This is a genomic window from Acidiphilium sp. AL (assembly GCF_025499445.1).
In the GTDB taxonomy this organism is placed as follows: Bacteria; Pseudomonadota; Alphaproteobacteria; order Acetobacterales; family Acetobacteraceae; genus Acidiphilium; species Acidiphilium iwatense.
The window spans coordinates 57,927-76,829 of the sequence record NZ_JAIMBZ010000014.1 but is presented as its reverse complement, the minus strand read 5'-3'; the positions used below and the strand labels follow the sequence as shown (position 1 = coordinate 76,829).

Below are 18,903 nucleotides of genomic sequence, written 5' to 3'. Positions count from 1 at the left end.
TCAGGCTCTCTTGACTATGCTGTATCGCTCGACGGATCGCCGCTGTCGTCGTGGCGCGACCATGAAGAACCTGGACCATAGTGCCTCCTTCCATTTATTGGAAAATATCGCACCATTAAAGTCCGGGATCAAACACCTAGTTCATTCGAAGTTGGGCGTCGGCGACCGCGCCTACTTCCGCGACCCTGTCGATGAAGTGCGCAGACGGCTGGGCCACGTCTCCATGGAGACCACGATGGTCTACCTCGACCACATCGCGGAGCACCGGCACCTAATGGCCTTGGCCTTGGCCTTGGCCTTGGCCGATCTACAGGGCATGTATCTCGATGTCTGACGCACCTATTCAGATCTTAGCCGGCCTGAAAGCGCGGCGTGCCGCCGCGCGACGAGATCTGCGTTTCGAGTTCGTACCTCTGGCGGGCAACGGTTCGCCGGTCACGCTGTCAATGGAGGATTTCGGCCAAACTTCCGTTCGAGGCGTCGCCGAAGAGTTGCTCATCGCGTTCATGGATGTTACGGCCGACCATTCGGCAGCCGCCGCACGTGCTTCGTTCTACGGCCTCTGCAGGTTCATCGAGTACCTGATGTCGAACAACCCCGAGAAGATGACCGGTCGACCGGTTCGGGAGCTGTCCGACATTACCTATGAGACGCAGGCCCAGTACGAGAATTGGTTGCGCACACAGCCGGCACATGCCGGCCGGAAGACGGTAGACGAGCACGCCGCAGCGCTTAGGGCGTTCTTCGCGACCGGCTCCTCCATCCCGGTCAGCAAGAAGCGCAAATGTGTGCACGTCATGCGCCTCGCCGAGGTGACGGGCGTGGGTCCGGCGCTGCGGAAGTACGAGGCGTTGGACCGCATAGCAGCAGAGGAGGCTGCGGCGCGGGGGCTCTTGTATCCGGGGAAGGTCGGTAATCTCAGGACGGGAAAAAACAAACCTCCGATTAAGCCGGTTATGGACGTGCTGAGCGCGTATCCGACCTATGACCGCACCTCGATCAACAGCTGGGAGGATGTCGAGTTCAAAAAGGCCGTTGTAGCCACGGGTCGCAAGAAGCTGATCATGACCGCGCTCTGGACAGAAGCGTGCCTTCCCTGCGCTGGACGCCTTGAAGGAAGGCTATGAGGTGTATGTTGTCGCGGACGCTGTCGGCGGAACCTCGGTAGCGGCGCATGAGGCCGCGCTGCGTCGTGTGGAACAGGCAGGCGCTCAACTCATCAGCAAAACTCAACTCTATTGTGAACTTCAGCGCGACTGGGCTCGGAACAAAACCGTTCCTGGGTTCATGGATGTTTTCCAGAATTGGGACGGCTCGAATCCCGAAAAGGACTTCAAACAGTAAGAGATCCGTGATCGGCGAATAGCGTGGCGGCCGCCTGATGGTGGCCGCCATACAATCGCAGAGGAAATCCACAATGAGCGAATTGTTCATCGTTGTTGGCACCGCAGGCATCCAGTTCTCGTATGACCGCGAGTAACGGGTGCAGTCACTGCCCTCCGATGCCGTCGGGGGCGTCCAACCCGTCAAGCTTTGCGCCGATCGAGCAACCCGACAACCGCGTTGAAGGCACGCTCTGCCACTTCGATCTGCGATCCGCTCGCATCGATCACGCAGTGCTGATCCGGCTTGGCAGCGGCTTGCTCTAAGTAGCACGCTCGTACTCGCTCGTGAAAAGCCAACTCGACAGCCTCGAACCGACCTTCGTCCGATTCCGTTTCGTGCAAACGTTTGCGGCTACGTGCGATACCGATCTTTGGATCGATGTCGAACAACAACGTCAGATCGGGCCAAATGTCGCCAGTCGTTTGTGCGTGTACTTGGAGTATGAACTCCTGCGATAAGCCTCGACCGGCTCCTTGATATGCGATCGTGGATCCAACGAAGCGATCACAGATCACCACCGCACCTCGCTCCAACGCAGGTCTGATTATGCGTCTTACGTGCTGTACTCGGGCTGCTGCCATCAAGAGATGCTCGGCCGCAGACTCCCAAGTCGGTCGGCCGGAAGCAAGAAGCAAAGATCGCAGCGCCGAGCCTTCGGGGGTGCCGCCGGGCTCACGTGTCATTACGATAGCATGCCCAAGCCGTTCAAGGCGCGGGGCGATCCGGGCCAGGGCAGATGACTTGCCCGCACCCTCACCGCCCTCCGCGACGACAAACAGGCCGTTCAGGCAGCCCATCTGAGACACGCTCACTGTCTCGAATCAGGATGCATGATCTGTTCGCCTTTTACGCCTTCTGATTTGAGACCATCGCACGGTGAGATATAAACGACCTCGAAGGTAATGAAAATGCCGCGCTCGGGCTTCAATGAACGACGATTTCAGGATCGGGCACGCCGCGTTGAAGCACCTGCCGCAGCGCCGCATCGGCGGCCGCGACCAAGCGATATGGACCGAGCCGGACGGCATAGAATCTGCGGCCTTCGCGGGGTTGCGGCACCACTTCACCTGGCATTCCCGAAAGCCGGAACAGCAGGGCTTGTGCATCGCCGCCTGAACCGAAGCCGCCCATTTCGACATAGAGCGGGCCGGGGTCTGGTGTTCCCTGCCGCACGGTGCCGGACAAGTGAGTGGCAGGTCCGGCGGGTTCCGGTTTGAGTGCGGCGGGGGCTGCGCTTCCCATGCCGGACGGGCCGGCCGATCCAGCGGCGTCGGGCGGCGGCGGCAAGGCGCTGGCCTGGACCGATGCGACGGGGGCGGCGATCAGATGCGGACCGGCGCCCAGCGCCGCTTGCAGGGCTGCGGATCGGCCGGCCAGCAATTGCACACGCACCTCCACCACGCCGCCGGACGGGAAATCGAGCCGCCGCGCCACCGTGCGCGTCACCGCGATGATCCGGCCTGGCATCGCCGGTCCGCGATCGTTTACCCGGACAGTCAGGTTGCGCCCGTTGACCAGGTTGGTGACCCGCACCAGCGAGGGCAGCGGCAGCACCGGGCTTTGCGCCATCAGTCCGGTCTGGTGGAATGCCTCGCCATTCGCTGTGGCGGCGGCATGACCGGGCGGAATGATGGTCGCGAGTCCGGTCCGGTCGTAGGTTCCGAAAGCGCGCGGGTAATGCCATTGGCCATCGGCGGCATAGGGACTGCCGATCATGTAGCGTGCGCCGGTTGGTGTGGGGCCCGGCCGCCGATGATGCCACACGCAACCCGCCAGCGTCAGTGCGGTGACGGCAAGCGAAAGAACGGCGCGAAGCGGATGGTGGGTCACGTGAAGATCAACCTGCCGAGTTCGCCCACGGCAAGGGCATAAAGATCGGACGGGTTATAGCGCCGGATCGCCTCGAAATTCGCAAAAGCGAGATAGGCGGCGCCGGTCGGGCCGTCGGGCAGAAGCAGTGATGCCTCGGTGGCCGGCGGCAAGGACACGGCGTCGGTAAGGCGATGCACGCCCATCGCCTGCCAGCGCGCCAGAGGCAGGCGATGGCTGCGCCCCGCGAGTGCGACATCGAATCCCGAAGGGATCAGCACCGGCTCGCTCGACGGCAATCCCGGCACCCAACGCGATTTGCGCAGATAATTGGCGATCGACGCGAGCGTATCCGGCGCGCTGGTCCAGATGTTCGGCGTGCCCCGGCCGGAGAAATTCACCGCCGTGCTCAAATAGACGCTCGGCATGAATTGCGGCTGCCCCATCGCTCCGGCCCAGGAGCCGATCAGGCGCGGCAAAGGCGCATCGCCGCGCGCGGCGATTTTCATCGCGGCGATCGCCTCATTGGCGAAATAGGTACTGTTGCGAAACCAGGCGAGGGTCGCGAGCGAATCTATCACCTGGAAATTACCCTGAATGGCGCCGAAATCGGTCTCGATGCCCCAGATTCCCATGATCGGCTGCGCGGAGACGCCGAAACGCCGGCGGACCGCTTCGAGCACTGGACGCATCGCCGCCACCTTGCCATGGCCGTGCTTGACCCGTGTGGCGGTGACAACGCGCGCGCTGTATTGCGCCCAGGTTAGGGTGAATTCCGGCTGATGCCTGTCGAGATGAATGACGCGGGCATTGGGCGTAAGCCCGGCAAGGGCTTGATCGACGATCGCCGGCGGAACGCCGCCCGCGCGGGCGCGTGCGTGCAGGCTGGCAAGAAATGCGCTGAAATCGGCGGCATGGGCGGGCCGCGCGAACGTGACGGCGAGCGGCAGGGAAGCGATGATGTGGCGGCGTTGCATGCGTCTCTTGTGCCACGCGGCGCAAACGGACGAAAGATGGCGCAAACCTAAGCGCTAAAACGGCGTGACGTCGCAGGACGCGAGTTCAAGCAGCCGTTCCAGAACGTCCGGCTCCTGTGCGCCGGCGATCGCGCTCGCTCCGTCGATCACGAAGCAGGGCACGCCGTTGATGCCGAGCCGGTGGGCGTGAAGGTTATCGGCATGGACCTGTTCGACCGCGATATCCGAAGCGAGAAACCGGCGAACGGCGGCCGGATCAAGCCTGATCGAAGCAGCGAGTTCCGCAAGCGTATCGCTGTCGCCGATATCGGCGCCGGTGCAGAAATAGGCCTGAAAAATCGCGAGAACGAGGTCCTCGGCGCGGCCCGACTGGGCGGCAAAACGGACGAGCCGATGCGCATCCACGGTGCTCGGCGTGCGCCTGATCCGGGCAAAATCGACTGGCAAGCCCTCAGCTGCCGCGATATCACTGATCGCGGCATAAAAACGCCGGGCTCGGTCCTCACCGCCGAATTTGCGGGTCGCGTAATCGATGCGGCTCATGCCAAGCCGTGGCATATCAGGATTGAGCAGAAATGGCCGCCAAACCGGCTGCACCGGCAAATCGCGCCGGCGCGCCCGCAACCGGCTGAATCGGTTGATGCCGAGATAGCACCAGGGGCACACGAAATCGAAAACGATTTCGACCGTGATCCGCGGCAGCCTGGGCAGGACCATATTCACAAGGATTCATCTAACCGAAGCCGCGACCGACGCAAAGCATAATCCGACGGCTCTTGACAGATGTGGAATACCGACCCACGGTAGGGCATTCCGAGGGGTGCGCCAGACAGGCGCTGAGAGTCGTTGTTCATGCGGCAACCCTTTGAACCTGATCCGGGTCGCACCGGCGGAGGGACGGGATTTGCAGGATGCACCGCTCGACGCCGCACCGCCCACCGTGAAGCGAGGAGCGAGGAGCGAGACAATGACCGTGCAGACCAAACCCGCCATCGTCACCACCGGACCGATCGCCGGGTCGCGCAAGCTCTATTCGGCGCCGCCCGATCGGCCGGATATCGCGGTGCCGTTCCGCGCGGTCGATCTGCATCCTTCGGCCAACGAGGCGCCGTTCTGCCTCTATGATACGTCCGGTCCGTTCACCGATCCGAATTTCCGCCTCGACCTCGATGCCGGATTGCCTCAGTTGCGCGCGCCGTGGCTCGCGGGCCGCGGCTTCGAGTCCGTGGCGCCGCGCGCGGTAAAACCCGAGGATAACGGTTTTGCCGCCGCCGATCGGCTGGTCCCGCCCTGCCCCGCGCCGCGCCGCGTGCTGGCGGGTGCCGCGGGCAAGCCGGTCACCCAGTATGAATTCGCCCGCGCCGGCATCGTCACCGAGGAGATGATTTTCGTCGCCCATCGGGAAAATCTCGGCCGCGCCAAAGCCGCCGAGGGTGCCGCCGAGCGCCGCGCCGACGGCGAGGATTTCGGTGCGGCGATTCCCGAATTCATCACGCCGGAATTCGTGCGCGCCGAGATCGCCTCGGGCCGCGCGATCATTCCCGCCAACATCAACCACCCTGAACTGGAGCCGGTGATCATCGGCCGCAACTTCCTGGTCAAGATCAACGCCAATATCGGCAATTCGGCGGTGACGTCCGGTGCCGCCGAAGAGGTCGAGAAACTGGTCTGGGCGATCCGCTGGGGTGGCGACACGGTGATGGACCTGTCGACCGGGCGGAACATCCACAACATCCGCAGTTGGATCATGCGCAATGCGCCGGTGCCGATCGGCACGGTGCCGATCTATCAGGCGCTCGAGAAGGTGGGCGGCGATCCCGACAAGCTCGACTGGGAAGTGTTTCGCGACACGCTGATCGAGCAGGCCGAGCAGGGCGTGGATTATTTCACCATCCATGCCGGCGTGCGGCTCGGCTATATTCCGCTCACCGCCATGCGCGTCACCGGCATCGTGTCGCGCGGCGGCTCGATCATGGCGCGTTGGTGTCTGGCGCATCACAAGGAGAGTTTCCTTTACGAGCGTTTCGACGAAATCTGCGACATCATGCGCAGATATGACGTGAGTTTCTCGCTGGGCGACGGCTTGCGCCCCGGCTCGATCGCCGATGCCAACGATGCGGCGCAGTTCGCCGAACTCGATACGCTCGGCGAGCTGACCAGGCGGGCCTGGGACAAGGGCTGCCAGGTGATGATCGAAGGGCCCGGCCATGTGCCGATGCACAAGATCAAGGAGAACATGGACCGCCAGCTCAAGGTCTGCCACGAGGCGCCGTTCTACACGCTCGGCCCACTGACCACCGATATCGCGCCCGGCTACGATCACATCACCTCGGCGATCGGGGCGGCGATGATCGGCTGGTTCGGCACCGCGATGCTCTGCTACGTCACGCCGAAGGAACATCTTGGCCTGCCGAACCGCGACGACGTGAAAACCGGGGTGATCACCTATCGGCTCGCGGCCCATGCGGCCGATCTCGCCAAGGGCCATCCTTCGGCGAAGCTGCGCGACGACGCGGTGAGCCGGTCGCGGTTCGAGTTCCGCTGGGAGGATCAGTTCAACCTCGGCCTCGACCCCGATACCGCGCGCGCGTTCCATGACGAAACGCTGCCCAAGGAGGCGCACAAGGTCGCGCATTTCTGTTCGATGTGCGGACCGAAATTCTGCTCGATGAAGATCACCCAGGACATCCGCGCCGACGCCGAGCGACTGGCCGGCCTCGAACGGAAAAGCGCCGAATTCCGCGAAACCGGCGGAAAACTCTATGTGGAAGCCGAACCGGCGGAGTAACGCGATGACGATCGCCATCATCGGCGGCGGGGTGATCGGCCTCGCCATCGGCTGGCGGCTCGCCCAGCGCGGCGCGGCGGTGACGATTTTCGAGCGCGCTACCGCCGGTCAGGGCTCCAGCAACGCCGCCGCCGGAATGCTCGCCGCCGCGTGCGAGACCGAGCCGGGCGAAGCGGCGCTTGGGGCGCTCAATCGCGCCTCGCTCGCTCTTTGGCCGGATTTCGCCGCCGAACTCGAAGCGGCGTCCGGGATCGGCGTCGGGTTGCGCCGCGAGGGCACGCTGCTGGTGGCGCTGAACCGCGACGATGCCGCGAAACTGCGCCACGACATGGCTTTTCAAAAGAGTCAGGGCATTGCGCTCGAATGGCTCACCCCCGCCGAGGCGCGGGAACGCGAGCCGTATCTGGCGCCCGGCCTCGCCGGGGCGGTGTTCTCGCCCGGCGACATCCAGGTCGATAACCGGCGCGTGGTTGCCGCGCTGGTCGAGGCATTTCTGCGCGCGGGCGGCGTTCTGCATGACCATGCGCCGATCGAGCGCATCGAGACCGCGCAGGGGCGGGTTTGCGGCGTGGCGACGCCGGACGGGATGCATCCGGCCGATACCGTGGTGCTCGCCGCCGGCGCGTGGTCCGGCGCATTCGATCTGCCGATCGCATCCCCGCCGGTGCAGCCGGTGAAAGGCCAGATGCTGGCGGTGCGGATGGACGCCGCCGCTCCGCTGCTCCGTCATGTCGTCTGGGCGCCGCGCGCCTATCTGGTGCCGCGCGCGGATGGCCGACTGATCGTCGGGGCGACCGTCGAGGAGCGCGGCTTCGATACGCGGATCACCGCCGGCGGGCTCTATGCATTGCTGGACGGCGCGTGGCGCGCTCTGCCCGGCATCGAGGAATTGCCGGTGATCGAAACCTGGGTGGGATTCCGGCCCGGCTCGCGCGACGACGCGCCGATCCTCGGGCCGTCGGCGCTGCCCGGCCTGCAGTTCGCGACCGGCCATCACCGCAATGGGATTCTGCTCACGCCGGTGACCGCCGATGCAATGGCGGCGACCATTCTGTCGGGGCAGGCCGATGCCCGCATCGCCGGTTTTGGCGCCGACCGCTTCGACAGGCTGAGGAGTGCCGCATGAGCGAAGACGACATCAGGGTCAATGGCGCGTTCGAGCCGTTCGCGCCGACCATCGCCGCCCTGCTCGACGCCAAGGGTCTGGAACAGACCAAAGGGCTCGCGATCGCGCTGAACGATGCCGTGGTGCCGAAATCGGCCTGGGCGACGACGCGGCTGAAATCCGGCGATTCGATCGAAATCGTCCGGGCGGTCGGGGGCGGCTGAAATGGCGCTGACCATCGCCGATATCTCATTCGCATCACGCCTGTTCATGGGCACGGCGTCCTATCCGAACCAGCAGGTTCTGCTCGATGCGCTGGATGCCGGCGAGCCATCGCTGGTCACCATGGCGATCAGGCGCATCAGCCTCGATGCCTATGGCGGGTCGCTGCTCGATACACTGGGCAGCCGCTACCGGCTGCTGCCCAACACGGCGGGCTGCGCCACGGTGCGCGATGCGGTGCTGACCGCCGAACTCGCCCGCGAAGCGCTGGAGACAGGCTGGATCAAGCTCGAGATCATCGGGGATCGGGAAACGCTTTATCCCGACGCCGAGCTTTTGCTTCAGGGAACCGCGGAGCTGGTGAAAGCGGGATTCACCGTGCTGCCTTATTGCACTGACGACCCGATCCTGTGCCGCAAGCTCGCCGATCTCGGCGCCGCCGCCGTGATGCCGCTCGGCTCACCTATCGGCTCGGGGTTGGGCATCGCCAATCCTTACAACATCGAGCGGATTTGCGCGCAGAGTCCGGTGCCGGTGGTGCTTGATGCCGGAATCGGCACCGCATCCGACGCCACATTCGCGATGGAACTCGGCTGCGATGCCGTGCTGCTCAACACCGCCATCGCCCGTGCCCATGATCCGGTGCGGATGGCGCGCGCGATGCGCGATGCGGTGCGCGCCGGGTACGACGCGCGCCACGCGGGGCGAATTCCGAGGCGCCTGCGCGCCGAAGCGTCCAGCCCGGAACTCGGCCTGGTCGGCGCCTGACGTCTCCGCTGGCCGCAGGTTGCCAAACCATCGCGATCTGGACCATAGTATTTAACGTTTCGGCGATTTGGCAGCGGGGAAACCAAATGCGTCATGCCATCGATGCGGCTCGGCCAGCGCCGGTGCCGCCGGGCTTTCCTGACAGTTCCGGTGCGGCGGGCATCGCTCTCGACGCGATGACGCAAAACGCGCAAAGTGCTGCGCAATTCCTGCGCTGCATCGCCAATCCGCACCGGCTCATGATTCTGTGTCATCTGGCCCTTGGCGAAGCCTCGGTCGGGCAATTGGAACGCGAGCTTGGCATCAGGCAGGCGCATTTGTCCCAGCAGCTTGCCCGGCTGCGGCAAGACGGGCTGGTGACGACGCGGCGGGATTCGCGCACCATCTATTACGCGCTCGGAAGCGACGCGGCGCGAGAGGTTATCGGCCTGCTCTACCGGCTGTTTTGCACCCAGGATGGCGCAGGCGAAACCGCCGGTTGACCTGCCCTGCCGATCCGATCGGCGGCTAGGACGCACGGTTCTCCATTTTGGCCGGGGCGTTCGCCGTCCTCCCGCTCCCGCCGCACGAGTTTGCTTTGACATTCCCTCCGCGCGAGTTTGCTTGGACATTCCCATCATAAGCGTAAATCTATGATGTGTATTTCCGGTCTCACCCACGCCGCGTTCCACGCTATATGACATCGACTGTTGAACCAAAAAAATTGGAGCAATCGCGGCTTGGCAAATCCGGTGACGGAGATGATCATCTCAGATCTTTTCGGTTAACCTCCGAAGACGATTATGTCTTTAACCTTCCTAAGGGTGGGAATTCTACATGAGCAATCCTGACCGTCATCAGGATCCGGCAGAGTCTGCCTATCGGCACAAAGGTAACCTCCGCTTTCAGCGACGGAATTTTGCTAAACTCGCCTGCTGTGCCACATTTGTTGGTGCTTTTGGCTCGCGGCTTCGGCAAGCCGAAGCCACTCCGTCCGTCTTTCCTACCGGGGTCACCATCCATGACCCCGATTTAGCCTATAAATGTCTAATCGTTTTCAGTACCCCCGATGGCAAAACCCGTGTCATCGACATGCAGGGTAATGAGGTCCACCGTTGGAACTATTACGGGTTTCCCGGTCGTATCATTGACCCCGCGTTGGTTGGAGAAAAACTCGGTCATACCCTTCTACAGATCGAAGCGAGTCACGACAAAACCGGCGGGATCCTCTCGAACAAGGTGATTGGCGAACTCGATTGGGCTGGGCGGATCGTATGGCATTGGGGCACCCAAGCGCCGGGGGGTGCGGCGTACCAGAACCATGACTGGGCGCGACTTGCGAACGGCAACACCTTGCTCCTGACCGCCCGTCCACGGACCATCAAAAGCATCGGCTCGAAAGAGGTGATCGATCAGGGTATCTATGAAGTCGACCCATCTGGAAAACTTGTCTGGCAATGGTGGGCGGGCGACCACCTCGAAGAGTTCGGCCTGTCGGCAAAGGGCTGGACATTCCTCCGAAACAAAGTCGCAGCTGAAACGGAAATGAATCCCTGGGGCTATCTTGAAATCAACGATATGCGTCCGCTCGGCCCCAACAAATGGTTCGACGGGGGTGATCACCGTTTTGCGCCCGACAACATCATGATCGATTCCCGAAAAGCCAATTTTATCGTGATCATCAGTAAAAAGACCGGCAAGGTCGTCTGGCGAATGGGCCCCTATTATCGAAACGGATTCTATGATCCTGACGAACGCGCCGACAATTCGAGGCTCCCGCGACCTGTTGACCAGCTTGCCGGACAACATAACGCCCACATTATCCCGAAGGGTCTACCTGGTGCCGGCAATCTCCTGTTGCTCGACGACCAGGGAGGCTCTGGATACCCTCCTGTCCTGATCAGCAAATACTCAGGATCGCGTGTCCTCGAGATTAACCCAGTACGCGGCAAAATCGTGTGGGAGTACACCGCCATCAATTCCGGTCAGCCACCCTGGTCTTTCTACACCTCGTTCATCGGTAATGCTCAACGGCTTCCCAACGGCAATACGTTGATAGACGAAGGCATGGATGGGCGCATCTTTCAGATCACTCCAACAGGCAAAATCGTGTGGGAGTACGTTAGCCCATACTCTGGCTCCTGGCTCTTTGGCGGCAGAAAAGTGGCCGTTCGTGCGGTATACCGGGCGCAGGCCGTACCGTTCAGCTGGGTACCCGCCGGCGTCACGCCCGCATAGGGTGCTGTCAGTCTAGCGTCCCGATTCGGAAGTTCGTAGGTGACTTTCAGTCGATCACGCTCTGCTCTTTGTTTGGGTGAGCAATTTCATGGCTTTGTGGATCGCTGCGCGATTCCACTTAAAGCCATATTGCTCTAGGCGGGCGCCCCACAGTCCCGCGAGCATCGCAATCACGAACACGGCGACGCGCGCCGGATCGAGCGGAAGCGCGACCAGCGCGGGACCGGGGCAGAGACCGATCAGGCCCCAGCCGACGCCGAACAGGCTAGCGCCCGCGGTCAGCCGCATCGTAATTCCGTGGCGCGGCAGCACCGGAAAGCCCGACCCCACGAGCGGCCGGGCGCGCCGCCGAGCAAGCGCGAAAGCGAGACTCGTGACGATCAGCCCGCCGCCCATGACGAAGGCGAGGCTTGGGTCCCAGCGGCGTGCGACATCGAGAAAATTCAAGACCTTCGCGGGGTCCGCCATGTGGGAGACCAGCAATCCGGCGCCGAACAACAGGCCGGATGCGAAGGCGATCACAACGCGCATCAAGATCCTCCAAACGTGCGCGTGAAGAACACCACGGTCGCGGCGACCACCATGAAGACGAGGGTGGCGACGATCGAGCGTGGCGCGGCGCGCGACAGACCGCAAATGCCGTGACCGGACGTGCATCCACCGCCCAGCGCGGTGCCGCAGCCGACCAGAAGACCGGCGAAGGCGAGCAGCGGCACCGAGCCCGAGAGATGGATCGTGGGAGCGATTCCGAGCATCCGGGCGAAAAGGCCGGCGAGCAGCAGGCCGAAAACGAAGGCGAGCCGCCAATCCCGCTCGGCGCGCTCGATCAATCCACCGGCAATGCCGCTGATTCCTGCGATCCGGCCGATGCCGATCCAGAGCAGCCCGGCGGAAGCGCCGATCATCAGCCCGCCAGCGAGCGCGAGCACCGGGGTGAACGGCGTCGGAACGGGAGGTGGCAGGAGCATCGGATCAGATCACGTTCAGCGGGATTTTCAGGTAGCGCCGCCCGTTACCGGAGGGATCGGGCAGATCGCCGCCGCGGATATTCACCTGGAGCGAAGGCAGGATGAGCACGGGGGCGGCCAGGGTGGCATCGCGCGCATTGCGCTTCGCGACGAAGTCCTGCTCGGTAACGCTCTCGTTGATCTGAACGTTCCTGGCCTTTTGCTCGGCGATGGTGCTCTCCCATGCGGGTGCACGGCCATTGGGCTGATAGTCATGCGCGGTGAACACGCGGGTTTCCGGCGGCAGGGCGAACAGGCGCTGGATCGACTGGTACATCGCCCGCGCGTCGCCGCCAGGGAAATCACAGCGTGCCGTACCGTAATCGGGCATAAACAGCGTATCGCCGACGAACACAGCATCGCCGATGAGGTAGGACATACAGGCCGGCGTATGGCCCGGCGTGTAGATCGCGCGCGCCTCGATCGCGCCGATCGCGAAGCGTTCCTCATCGGTGAACAGATGGTCGAACTGGCGGCCGTCGGTCGGGAAATCGGCGCCCATGTCGAAGATATCGGCGAAATCGCGCTGTACCGGGGCGATATGGTCGCCGATGCCGACCGTGCCGACGCCGAGTTTGTTCTGAATGTAGCGCGCCGCCGAGAGATGATCGGCATGGACATGGGTTTCGACGATCCAGTCCACCGCCAGATCGCGCGTGCGAACCTCGGCGATCAACGCATCGGCCGAGGCGGTGGAGACCCGCGCGGCCTTGGGGTCGTAGTCGAGCACAGAATCGACGATCGCGGCGCGGCTGGTGGCCGGATCGGCCACGATATAGCTGATCGTGCTGGTCGCCGGATCGTAGTGCGGAATGACGGTCGGGGTGGCGGTCATGATCACGCCTCCTGGTTCGTGCCTTACACATTCATAACAACGAATATGTTTCCGATCAAGGAAAATCGGCTGCGCGCATGACGGGCATGTGGTCAGCCGATGTTCTGTTTTTCACCCATGTAGGGACGCAGGGCTTCGGGGATCGTCACCGAGCCGTCCGCGTTCTGGTAGTTCTCCAGCACCGCGATCAGGGCGCGGCCGACCGCGACGCCGGAGCCGTTCAGCGTATGGACAAAGTCGGGCTTCGCTGGCTTGCCGTCCTTCGGTGCTGGCCGGAAGCGGGCATTCATCCGCCGCGCCTGGAACCCGCGACAATTCGAGCAGGAGGAGATTTCGCGATAGGTTCCCTGTCCTGGCAGCCACACTTCGAGATCGTAGGTTTTGGCGGCTGAAAACCCGGTGTCGCCGGCACAGAGCAGCATACGGCGATAGGGCAGGTCGAGTCGTTCCAGGACCGCCTCGGCGCAGCGCGTCATACGCTCGTGTTCGTCGGTGCTGGCGTCCGGCGTGGTGATTGAGACCAGTTCGACCTTCCAGAACTGGTGCTGACGCAACATGCCGCGGGTGTCGCGCCCGGCCGATCCGGCCTCGGAGCGAAAGGACGGCGTGAGTGCGGTGAAGCGCAGCGGCAGCTTTGCGCCGTCGAGGATTTCGCCGGCGACCAGATTGGTCAACGGCACTTCGGCGGTGGGGATCAGCCAGCGGCCATCGGTGGTCTTGAACGAATCGTCGGTGAATTTCGGCAGTTGTCCGGTGCCGAACATGGTTGCGTCATTGACCAGCAGCGGCGGCGAAACCTCGGTATAGCCATGCTCGGTGGTGTGCAGGTCGATCATGAACTGGCCGAGCGCGCGTTCCAGCCGGGCGAGATCGCCGCGCAGAACAGTGAACCGGCTGCCCGCGATTTTGGCGGCGGCGGCGAAATCCATCAGGCCGAGGGCTTCGCCGATCTCGAAATGCTGCTTGGGCGCGAACTCGAAGTTTTTTATGGAGCCAAAGCGTTTCTGCTCGACGTTATGGGTTTCGTCGGGGCCTTCGGGGACGTCGTTATCAGGAATATTCGGCAGACTTTGAACAGTATCCTGCGACCGATAATTGTTTTCCCGTTCCTTGTTTTCCAGTTGAGAAATATGCAGTTTCAGAGTCGTTCCAGCGATCTCGTCATCCGACGTATTCAATCCTTGTCGCCGGTTCACAGCAATACGCTGGGCAATCTCATTGCGCTGCGTCTTCAAAGCCTGAAGCTCGGCCGCAAGCGTTCGCCGCTCATCTTCGTTCGAGATTACCTTGTCGATTGTTTCAGGAGATACGCCGCGCCGTCTCATCGCTGCGTCAAACGCTTCCGGGTTTTCCCGGATCGCCTTCAAATCATGCATCGAAATCAGTTCCCATTCCGCCCGTCATTGCGACCCAGAGCGGAGCGAAGGGGAAGCAATCCATGGCTCCGCCACCCCGCACGCCGGTAGCAAAGCCCGACTTCCGGCCCTCGCAATCGCCGTGACGTTTCATACCGCTTGATGGATTCCTTTCCCTTCGCTCCGCTCTGGGTCGCAATGACGCCTCAGGCATCGGCGTCCACCTTCGGTTCGGCTAGCTTCACCGCAAAAATCGAAATCTCGAACAGCGCGATGAGTGGAATCGCTAGGCCGGTCATGGTGAATACGTCGGGCGGGGTGAGGATGGCGGCAACGATGAAACAGCCGACATAGGCGTAGCGGCGGTATTTCTTCAGTCCGGCGGCGGTGACGATGCCGACCCGGCCGAGCAGGGTGAGCAGCACCGGCAACTCAAAGCAGAGGCCGAACGCGAAGATCAGTTTCATCACCAGATTGAGGTAGTCACTGACGCGCGGCAGCACGTCGATCTGGAAATGCGTATTGCTCGGGTTCGTCTGGAAACTCAGGAAAAACTTCCAAGCATTTGGAAATATGATATAATAGGCCAACGCGCCGCCGGCGAAAAACAGCACCGGCGTTGCGATCAGGAACGGCAGCAGCGCGCGTTTTTCGCTCCGGTACAGGCCGGGGGCGATGAACAGCCAGATCTGCGAGGCGATGATCGGAAACGAGATGAACGCCGCCGAGAAAATCGCCACCTTCACATAGGTGAAGAACGCCTCGTAGAGCGCGGTATAGACCAGTTCCGGCTTCTGGCCGCGCTCCTTCATGATGTGAACGAGCGGCTGAGCCAGGAAGTAATAAACGTCCTTGGCGAAATAATAGGAGACCAGGAATGCGACCAGGAACGCCGCCGCGGACCACAGCAGCCGGCGGCGCAGCTCGGCCAGATGGTCGAGCAGCGGCATTTCCTTGTCGTCGATCTCGTCCGGTTTCGGCGCGTCGTTCACGGAATCCATGATTCTACCCTACCAGAGGCGGGTGCCGGGCGGAATGAAGGCGGGCATCGGGTGATGCCGCGCCGCGTCCGGCGGAATGAAGGCGGGCGCGTTGATCACCGGCTCCTCATCCCGAGTCTCGGCGGCGTCGGCGCCGATCTCCGGCACTGCCATGTCCTGCGGATCGCCGCTCGCCGGATCGAAAGCGTGGCGGAGTTCGCCGTCCGGGTCGATATGGCGATCCATCACGCTGCCGAGATCGAAATTGCGCAGATTGCGCAGTTCGGCGCCGACATCGGCGAGATCGGCCTCGCGCAGCAGCTCCTGGACATGGCCCTGAAACTCGCTGGCCAGCCCGCGCATTTTGCGCAAGGCGGCGCTCGCCGTGCGGATCGCCACGGGAAGATCCTTGGGTCCGATGACGACCAGCGCCACGACCAGGATCACGCCAATTTCTGACCAGGAAAATCCGAACATTCTCGCCCGCTTGAACCGGCGCCTGTGCTAGCAGCACCGCGCCCAAAATCAAGGATCGGCGGGGCCCGGCTCATGCGTGTCGGCAGATGAAGACGCTGCCTCGACCAAGAGATCGGTTTGCCTAGGCAGATCGCGAAGCGATTTCAGGCCGAATTGAACCAGGAAATGCGGGGTGGTCGCCCACAGCGTGGGCCGGCCGGGTACTTCCTTGTGGCCGGCGGGGGCGACTAGATCGGCTTCGAGCAACGCATCGAGGGTCGATTGCGACAGGCTGGCGCCCCTGATCTCCTCGATCTGGGCACGGGTAACCGGCTGGTGATAGGCGACGATGGCCAGCGTTTCCATCGCGACTCGCGGCAGGCGGCGCGGCACTTCCACTACCCGGCGCAAGGCGAACGCGAGATCGGGTGCCGTGCGGAACATCACCCCCTGCCCGGCTTCGACAAGCTCGATACCGCCGCCGGCGTGATGGGCGTGAATCGCGGCGAGCGTAGCGTCGAGATCGGCGCCGTCGGGTAGCAGCGTGGCGAGCGCGCGCAGCGGCACCGGCTCGCGACTCGCGAAAATCACCGCTTCGAGCAGGCGCTCGGCATGGGGGTAGTCAGTCATTTCGATGCTCCGCGCCGGGCCGGATCAGGATTGGGCCGAACGGCGCATCCTGGCGGAGCGACGCATCGCCGCCGCGCGCAAGTTCCAGTCCGGCGATCAGCGTGCTGGACAGCGCCGCGCGATGAGCGAGCGGAGTTTCGCGCCGTTCGGGAAGAAAGGCGGCGATGTCGGTCCAGCCCGGCACCGAGCCGAGCATCCTTGTCAACCGCTCAAGGGCTTGCTGAGCCGTCCAGTAGAGAATCGGCTTCGGCCGGTATTGCCGTTTCGCGCCGGAGCGCCGCCGCGCCGCGAGATAAGCCGCAAGCAGTGCCGGCAGATCGAGTTTCAGGCGGGAGCGATCGATTTCGGTGAAATCTTCCGGTGCGCCGCGCTCGAACACGTCCTGCCCGAGCTGCGGCCGCGCATTGAGCCAGGCAGCACCCGCGCGAATCGCTTCCAGCGCACGCAGCCGCGCGGCCAGAACATCGGCGGCGATCTCGCCTTCCTCGGCCGCGGTTTCATCTTCAGGCAGCAGCAGGCGGGATTTCAGCCAGGCAAGCCATGCCGCCATAACCAGCCAGTCGGCGGCGAGTTCGAGGCGGATGCGCCGCGCGCCTTCGATGATCGCAAGATATTGCTCGACAAGAGCTAGGATCGAGATATTGGCGAGATCGACCTTCTGGGCGCGGGCGAGATCGAGCAGAAGATCGAGCGGGCCGGCGAAGCCATCGAGCTGGACGATGAACGCCTCGGTGGGCGGCGCGGAATCAATATCCGCCATGAACGCCCGCCAGATGCAGAAAGAAGGTCGCGACGCGCGGCACGAAAAGGTCGAGCACGTCGCCCACCGGGTTGAAATGCACGCCGAACTGCCCGAGCGCAGCCGGCAGGATGAACACCACGAGCAGGATCGCTAGAATGCCCAGTCGTTCCACTTGAGCGAGGGCGCGGGCGGCGTGCAGCGGCAGGATGCCGACCGCGATGCGCCCGCCGTCGAAAGGCGGTAGCGGCACCAGATTGAACAGGCCGAGCACCACGTTGAACAACAGGAAATAGAGCAGGAAATCAGCGATCCATCCATGGGTGCCGAGAGCCGCAAGCAGAAACGCGGCGATCAGGGCAAGAACGAAATTGGCCGCCGGTCCGGCCGCCGCAACGATCGCCATGCCCCGGCGCGGATCGCGAAATCCGCTCGGGTCGATCGGCACGGGCTTGGCCCAGCCGAACATGAAGGCAACCCGCCCGATGGTCAACAATTGAGCCGCGATCAAGATCAGCGGAAGGATGACGGTGCCGAACCGATCGACATGACGCAGCGGGTTGGGCGAAAGCCGGCCGGCGCGCAGCGCGGTGCGATCGCCCATGGCGAGCGCGGTGAAACCGTGCGCCAGCTCATGCAGGACGATCGCCAAGACCGAGGCGATGACGCCGATCAGGATGGAGCGGATCGTGCTCGCGGTCATGATGGTGGGCGCGCCTTGAGCTTCGCTGCCTGGGACGGGTCGAGATCGGGGCAGGCGGCGAGCACGGCGCGGTTGTCATCGAGAGCGCCGGGGCAATAGAGCGCGATGTCGCACCCGGCGGCGAGAGCGCGAGTAGCACGGATTTCGGGAGGGCCATCGAGCGCACCCATGGCGAGATCGTCGCTGACCAGAATGCCGCGAAATCCGATTTTGCCCCGAATCACGTCGGCAATGACGCGATGAGAAAAAGTCGCCGGATTTTCGGCATCCCAGCGTTCATAGACGATATGGGCGGTCATGCCCCAAGGCAACTCGCTATTGGCGGCGAAAGGTGCAAGATCGGTGTCGAACTGGGTGGCGGAGATGCGTGGTAGGCCGGCGTGGCTGTCAATGGTCGCCCGTCCATGGCCGGGCAAGTGCTTCATCACCGGCTGAATGCCTTGGAACAGCAATCCCCAGGCGATGTCCGCACCAAGCGCACCCACCGCGATGGGATCGGTGCTGATGGCGCGATCGCCGATGACCGCGTCAGCACCGGCGACCGGAACGTCGAGCACCGGGGCGGTCACGACATCGAATCCGGCTCCACGGGCGAGCGCGCCGAGGGCGGCGCCATGGGCGCGTGCCGCCTTGCGGGCGGCATAGGGGTCGGTTGCGAACAATGCGCCAAGCGTGGCGGCGGCGGGCAGCTCCGTCCAATGCGGTGCCCGCAGCCTGGCGACGCGGCCCCCCTCCTGGTCGATCATCAGAACCGCATCGGACGGCAGGCATGATCGGAGGTCGGCCACAAGATCAGCGAGTTGTAAGGGGTTTTCGATATTCCGCGCGAACAGGATCACCCCGGCGGGCGGCATTGCCTCCAGCAAGGCACGCTCGGCCCCGGTCAAGGCAGTGCCGGCGATGCCGATAATCGCGGCTTTCATACT

At 63.4% G+C, this 18,903-nt stretch carries 22 protein-coding genes, 1 pseudogene and 1 riboswitch; of the genes and pseudogenes, 9 read left to right on the top strand and 14 right to left on the bottom strand.

Annotated elements, in window-relative coordinates; translation table 11 throughout:
* The 3 genes and pseudogenes from AiwAL_RS10380 to AiwAL_RS10370 form a co-directional block, all read left to right on the top strand.
* A pseudogene (locus AiwAL_RS10380) lies at positions 1–334 on the top strand (hypothetical protein); the annotation flags it as partial.
* Positions 327–1,127 carry a hypothetical protein gene (locus AiwAL_RS10375; RefSeq protein ID WP_235704325.1) on the top strand — a complete coding sequence of 267 codons (801 nt, stop codon included), beginning with the start codon at positions 327–329 and terminating at the stop codon, positions 1,125–1,127. The pseudogene AiwAL_RS10380 and the gene AiwAL_RS10375, both read left to right, overlap by 8 nt.
* Positions 1,111–1,344, top strand: a complete 234-nt coding sequence (locus AiwAL_RS10370) for an isochorismatase family protein (RefSeq protein ID WP_235704324.1) — start codon at positions 1,111–1,113, stop codon at positions 1,342–1,344. Before AiwAL_RS10375 ends, AiwAL_RS10370 begins: the two co-directional genes overlap by 17 nt.
* A gap of 182 nt (positions 1,345–1,526) precedes the next feature.
* On the opposite strand, the gene tmk is transcribed toward AiwAL_RS10370, so the two are convergent.
* The 4 genes from tmk to AiwAL_RS10350 all read right to left on the bottom strand — a co-directional run bounded on the left by tmk (position 1,527) and on the right by AiwAL_RS10350 (position 4,889).
* Positions 1,527–2,183, bottom strand: coding sequence for a dTMP kinase (gene tmk, locus AiwAL_RS10365; protein WP_235704335.1), 657 nt, complete (start codon positions 2,181–2,183; stop codon positions 1,527–1,529).
* 127 nt (positions 2,184–2,310) lie between these two features.
* The gene (locus AiwAL_RS10360) at positions 2,311–3,216 is read right to left on the bottom strand and encodes an SPOR domain-containing protein (protein WP_235704323.1); all 906 of its coding nucleotides are present in this window, start codon (positions 3,214–3,216) and stop codon (positions 2,311–2,313) included.
* A complete protein-coding gene (locus AiwAL_RS10355; protein WP_262312650.1) occupies positions 3,213–4,172 on the bottom strand; it encodes a lytic transglycosylase domain-containing protein in 960 nt (319 codons plus the stop codon). The genes AiwAL_RS10360 and AiwAL_RS10355 overlap by 4 nt, the downstream gene beginning before the upstream one ends.
* A gap of 54 nt (positions 4,173–4,226) precedes the next feature.
* A complete protein-coding gene (locus AiwAL_RS10350) occupies positions 4,227–4,889 on the bottom strand; it encodes a DsbA family oxidoreductase (protein WP_235704321.1) in 663 nt (220 codons plus the stop codon).
* 89 nt (positions 4,890–4,978) lie between these two features.
* Positions 4,979–5,087: riboswitch (TPP riboswitch) on the top strand.
* Between the two features lie 52 nt (positions 5,088–5,139).
* Between AiwAL_RS10350 and thiC the strand changes: the two genes are divergently transcribed.
* The 6 genes from thiC (at position 5,140) to AiwAL_RS10320 (ending at position 11,272) form a co-directional block, all read left to right on the top strand.
* Positions 5,140–6,960, top strand: coding sequence for a phosphomethylpyrimidine synthase ThiC (thiC, locus tag AiwAL_RS10345; protein ID WP_235704320.1), 1,821 nt, complete (start codon positions 5,140–5,142; stop codon positions 6,958–6,960).
* A gap of 4 nt (positions 6,961–6,964) precedes the next feature.
* A complete protein-coding gene (gene thiO / locus AiwAL_RS10340) occupies positions 6,965–8,086 on the top strand; it encodes a glycine oxidase ThiO (RefSeq protein WP_235704319.1) in 1,122 nt (373 codons plus the stop codon).
* Positions 8,083–8,289 (top strand): sulfur carrier protein ThiS, encoded by a 207-nt coding sequence (gene thiS, locus AiwAL_RS10335; RefSeq protein WP_235704318.1) that lies wholly within the window; start codon positions 8,083–8,085, stop codon positions 8,287–8,289. The genes thiO and thiS overlap by 4 nt, the downstream gene beginning before the upstream one ends.
* A 1-nt stretch (position 8,290) precedes the next feature.
* Positions 8,291–9,055, top strand: a complete 765-nt coding sequence (locus tag AiwAL_RS10330) for a thiazole synthase (RefSeq protein ID WP_235704317.1) — start codon at positions 8,291–8,293, stop codon at positions 9,053–9,055.
* An 86-nt stretch (positions 9,056–9,141) separates the two neighbouring features.
* On the top strand, positions 9,142–9,537 hold the full coding sequence (locus tag AiwAL_RS10325) for a helix-turn-helix transcriptional regulator (RefSeq protein WP_235704316.1): 396 nt from the start codon (positions 9,142–9,144) through the stop codon (positions 9,535–9,537).
* Between the two features lie 334 nt (positions 9,538–9,871).
* A complete protein-coding gene (locus tag AiwAL_RS10320) occupies positions 9,872–11,272 on the top strand; it encodes an arylsulfotransferase family protein (RefSeq protein WP_235704315.1) in 1,401 nt (466 codons plus the stop codon).
* Between the two features lie 54 nt (positions 11,273–11,326).
* On the opposite strand, the gene AiwAL_RS10315 is transcribed toward AiwAL_RS10320, so the two are convergent.
* The 10 genes from AiwAL_RS10315 to nagZ form a co-directional block, all read right to left on the bottom strand.
* Complete coding sequence (locus AiwAL_RS10315; RefSeq protein WP_235704314.1) at positions 11,327–11,803, bottom strand: DUF6691 family protein; 477 nt, start codon at positions 11,801–11,803, stop codon at positions 11,327–11,329.
* Entirely contained in the window at positions 11,803–12,240 is a 438-nt protein-coding gene (locus AiwAL_RS10310) for a YeeE/YedE family protein (protein ID WP_235704313.1), read from the bottom strand. The genes AiwAL_RS10315 and AiwAL_RS10310 overlap by 1 nt, the downstream gene beginning before the upstream one ends.
* A gap of 4 nt (positions 12,241–12,244) precedes the next feature.
* Positions 12,245–13,114, bottom strand: a complete 870-nt coding sequence (locus AiwAL_RS10305; protein ID WP_235704312.1) for an MBL fold metallo-hydrolase — start codon at positions 13,112–13,114, stop codon at positions 12,245–12,247.
* 92 nt (positions 13,115–13,206) lie between these two features.
* Complete coding sequence (gene serS / locus AiwAL_RS10300; protein ID WP_235704311.1) at positions 13,207–14,490, bottom strand: serine--tRNA ligase; 1,284 nt, start codon at positions 14,488–14,490, stop codon at positions 13,207–13,209.
* A gap of 185 nt (positions 14,491–14,675) precedes the next feature.
* A complete protein-coding gene (gene tatC / locus AiwAL_RS10295; protein ID WP_235704310.1) occupies positions 14,676–15,470 on the bottom strand; it encodes a twin-arginine translocase subunit TatC in 795 nt (264 codons plus the stop codon).
* A 9-nt stretch (positions 15,471–15,479) separates the two neighbouring features.
* Complete coding sequence (tatB, locus tag AiwAL_RS10290; RefSeq protein ID WP_262312649.1) at positions 15,480–15,926, bottom strand: Sec-independent protein translocase protein TatB; 447 nt, start codon at positions 15,924–15,926, stop codon at positions 15,480–15,482.
* A 48-nt stretch (positions 15,927–15,974) separates the two neighbouring features.
* Positions 15,975–16,535 (bottom strand): SMC-Scp complex subunit ScpB, encoded by a 561-nt coding sequence (gene scpB, locus AiwAL_RS10285; RefSeq protein ID WP_235704308.1) that lies wholly within the window; start codon positions 16,533–16,535, stop codon positions 15,975–15,977.
* Positions 16,528–17,295 (bottom strand): ScpA family protein, encoded by a 768-nt coding sequence (locus tag AiwAL_RS10280; RefSeq protein ID WP_235704307.1) that lies wholly within the window; start codon positions 17,293–17,295, stop codon positions 16,528–16,530. The genes scpB and AiwAL_RS10280 overlap by 8 nt, the downstream gene beginning before the upstream one ends.
* Positions 17,282–17,977: a site-2 protease family protein gene (locus AiwAL_RS10275; RefSeq protein WP_235704306.1), complete on the bottom strand. Its 696-nt coding sequence runs from the start codon at positions 17,975–17,977 to the stop codon at positions 17,282–17,284. Before AiwAL_RS10275 ends, AiwAL_RS10280 begins: the two co-directional genes overlap by 14 nt.
* Complete coding sequence (gene nagZ / locus AiwAL_RS10270; RefSeq protein ID WP_235704305.1) at positions 17,974–18,900, bottom strand: beta-N-acetylhexosaminidase; 927 nt, start codon at positions 18,898–18,900, stop codon at positions 17,974–17,976. Before nagZ ends, AiwAL_RS10275 begins: the two co-directional genes overlap by 4 nt.
* Positions 18,901–18,903 lie beyond the last annotated feature (3 nt).

Coding starts and splice junctions, on each gene's coding strand:
- AiwAL_RS10305 (WP_235704312.1), bottom strand. CDS start 13,114: ATGACCGCCACCCCGACCGTCATTCCGCACTACGATCCGGCGACCAGC.
- tatB (WP_262312649.1), bottom strand. CDS start 15,926: ATGTTCGGATTTTCCTGGTCAGAAATTGGCGTGATCCTGGTCGTGGCG.
- thiS (WP_235704318.1), top strand. CDS start 8,083: ATGAGCGAAGACGACATCAGGGTCAATGGCGCGTTCGAGCCGTTCGCG.
- scpB (WP_235704308.1), bottom strand. CDS start 16,535: ATGACTGACTACCCCCATGCCGAGCGCCTGCTCGAAGCGGTGATTTTC.
- tatC (WP_235704310.1), bottom strand. CDS start 15,470: ATGGATTCCGTGAACGACGCGCCGAAACCGGACGAGATCGACGACAAG.
- tmk (WP_235704335.1), bottom strand. CDS start 2,183: ATGGGCTGCCTGAACGGCCTGTTTGTCGTCGCGGAGGGCGGTGAGGGT.
- AiwAL_RS10315 (WP_235704314.1), bottom strand. CDS start 11,803: ATGCGCGTTGTGATCGCCTTCGCATCCGGCCTGTTGTTCGGCGCCGGA.
- AiwAL_RS10275 (WP_235704306.1), bottom strand. CDS start 17,977: ATGACCGCGAGCACGATCCGCTCCATCCTGATCGGCGTCATCGCCTCG.
- AiwAL_RS10320 (WP_235704315.1), top strand. CDS start 9,872: ATGAGCAATCCTGACCGTCATCAGGATCCGGCAGAGTCTGCCTATCGG.
- AiwAL_RS10350 (WP_235704321.1), bottom strand. CDS start 4,889: ATGGTCCTGCCCAGGCTGCCGCGGATCACGGTCGAAATCGTTTTCGAT.
- AiwAL_RS10280 (WP_235704307.1), bottom strand. CDS start 17,295: ATGGCGGATATTGATTCCGCGCCGCCCACCGAGGCGTTCATCGTCCAG.
- nagZ (WP_235704305.1), bottom strand. CDS start 18,900: ATGAAAGCCGCGATTATCGGCATCGCCGGCACTGCCTTGACCGGGGCC.
- AiwAL_RS10325 (WP_235704316.1), top strand. CDS start 9,142: ATGCGTCATGCCATCGATGCGGCTCGGCCAGCGCCGGTGCCGCCGGGC.
- AiwAL_RS10355 (WP_262312650.1), bottom strand. CDS start 4,172: ATGCAACGCCGCCACATCATCGCTTCCCTGCCGCTCGCCGTCACGTTC.
- AiwAL_RS10375 (WP_235704325.1), top strand. CDS start 327: ATGTCTGACGCACCTATTCAGATCTTAGCCGGCCTGAAAGCGCGGCGT.
- thiO (WP_235704319.1), top strand. CDS start 6,965: ATGACGATCGCCATCATCGGCGGCGGGGTGATCGGCCTCGCCATCGGC.
- AiwAL_RS10310 (WP_235704313.1), bottom strand. CDS start 12,240: ATGCTCCTGCCACCTCCCGTTCCGACGCCGTTCACCCCGGTGCTCGCG.
- AiwAL_RS10330 (WP_235704317.1), top strand. CDS start 8,291: ATGGCGCTGACCATCGCCGATATCTCATTCGCATCACGCCTGTTCATG.
- serS (WP_235704311.1), bottom strand. CDS start 14,490: ATGCATGATTTGAAGGCGATCCGGGAAAACCCGGAAGCGTTTGACGCA.
- thiC (WP_235704320.1), top strand. CDS start 5,140: ATGACCGTGCAGACCAAACCCGCCATCGTCACCACCGGACCGATCGCC.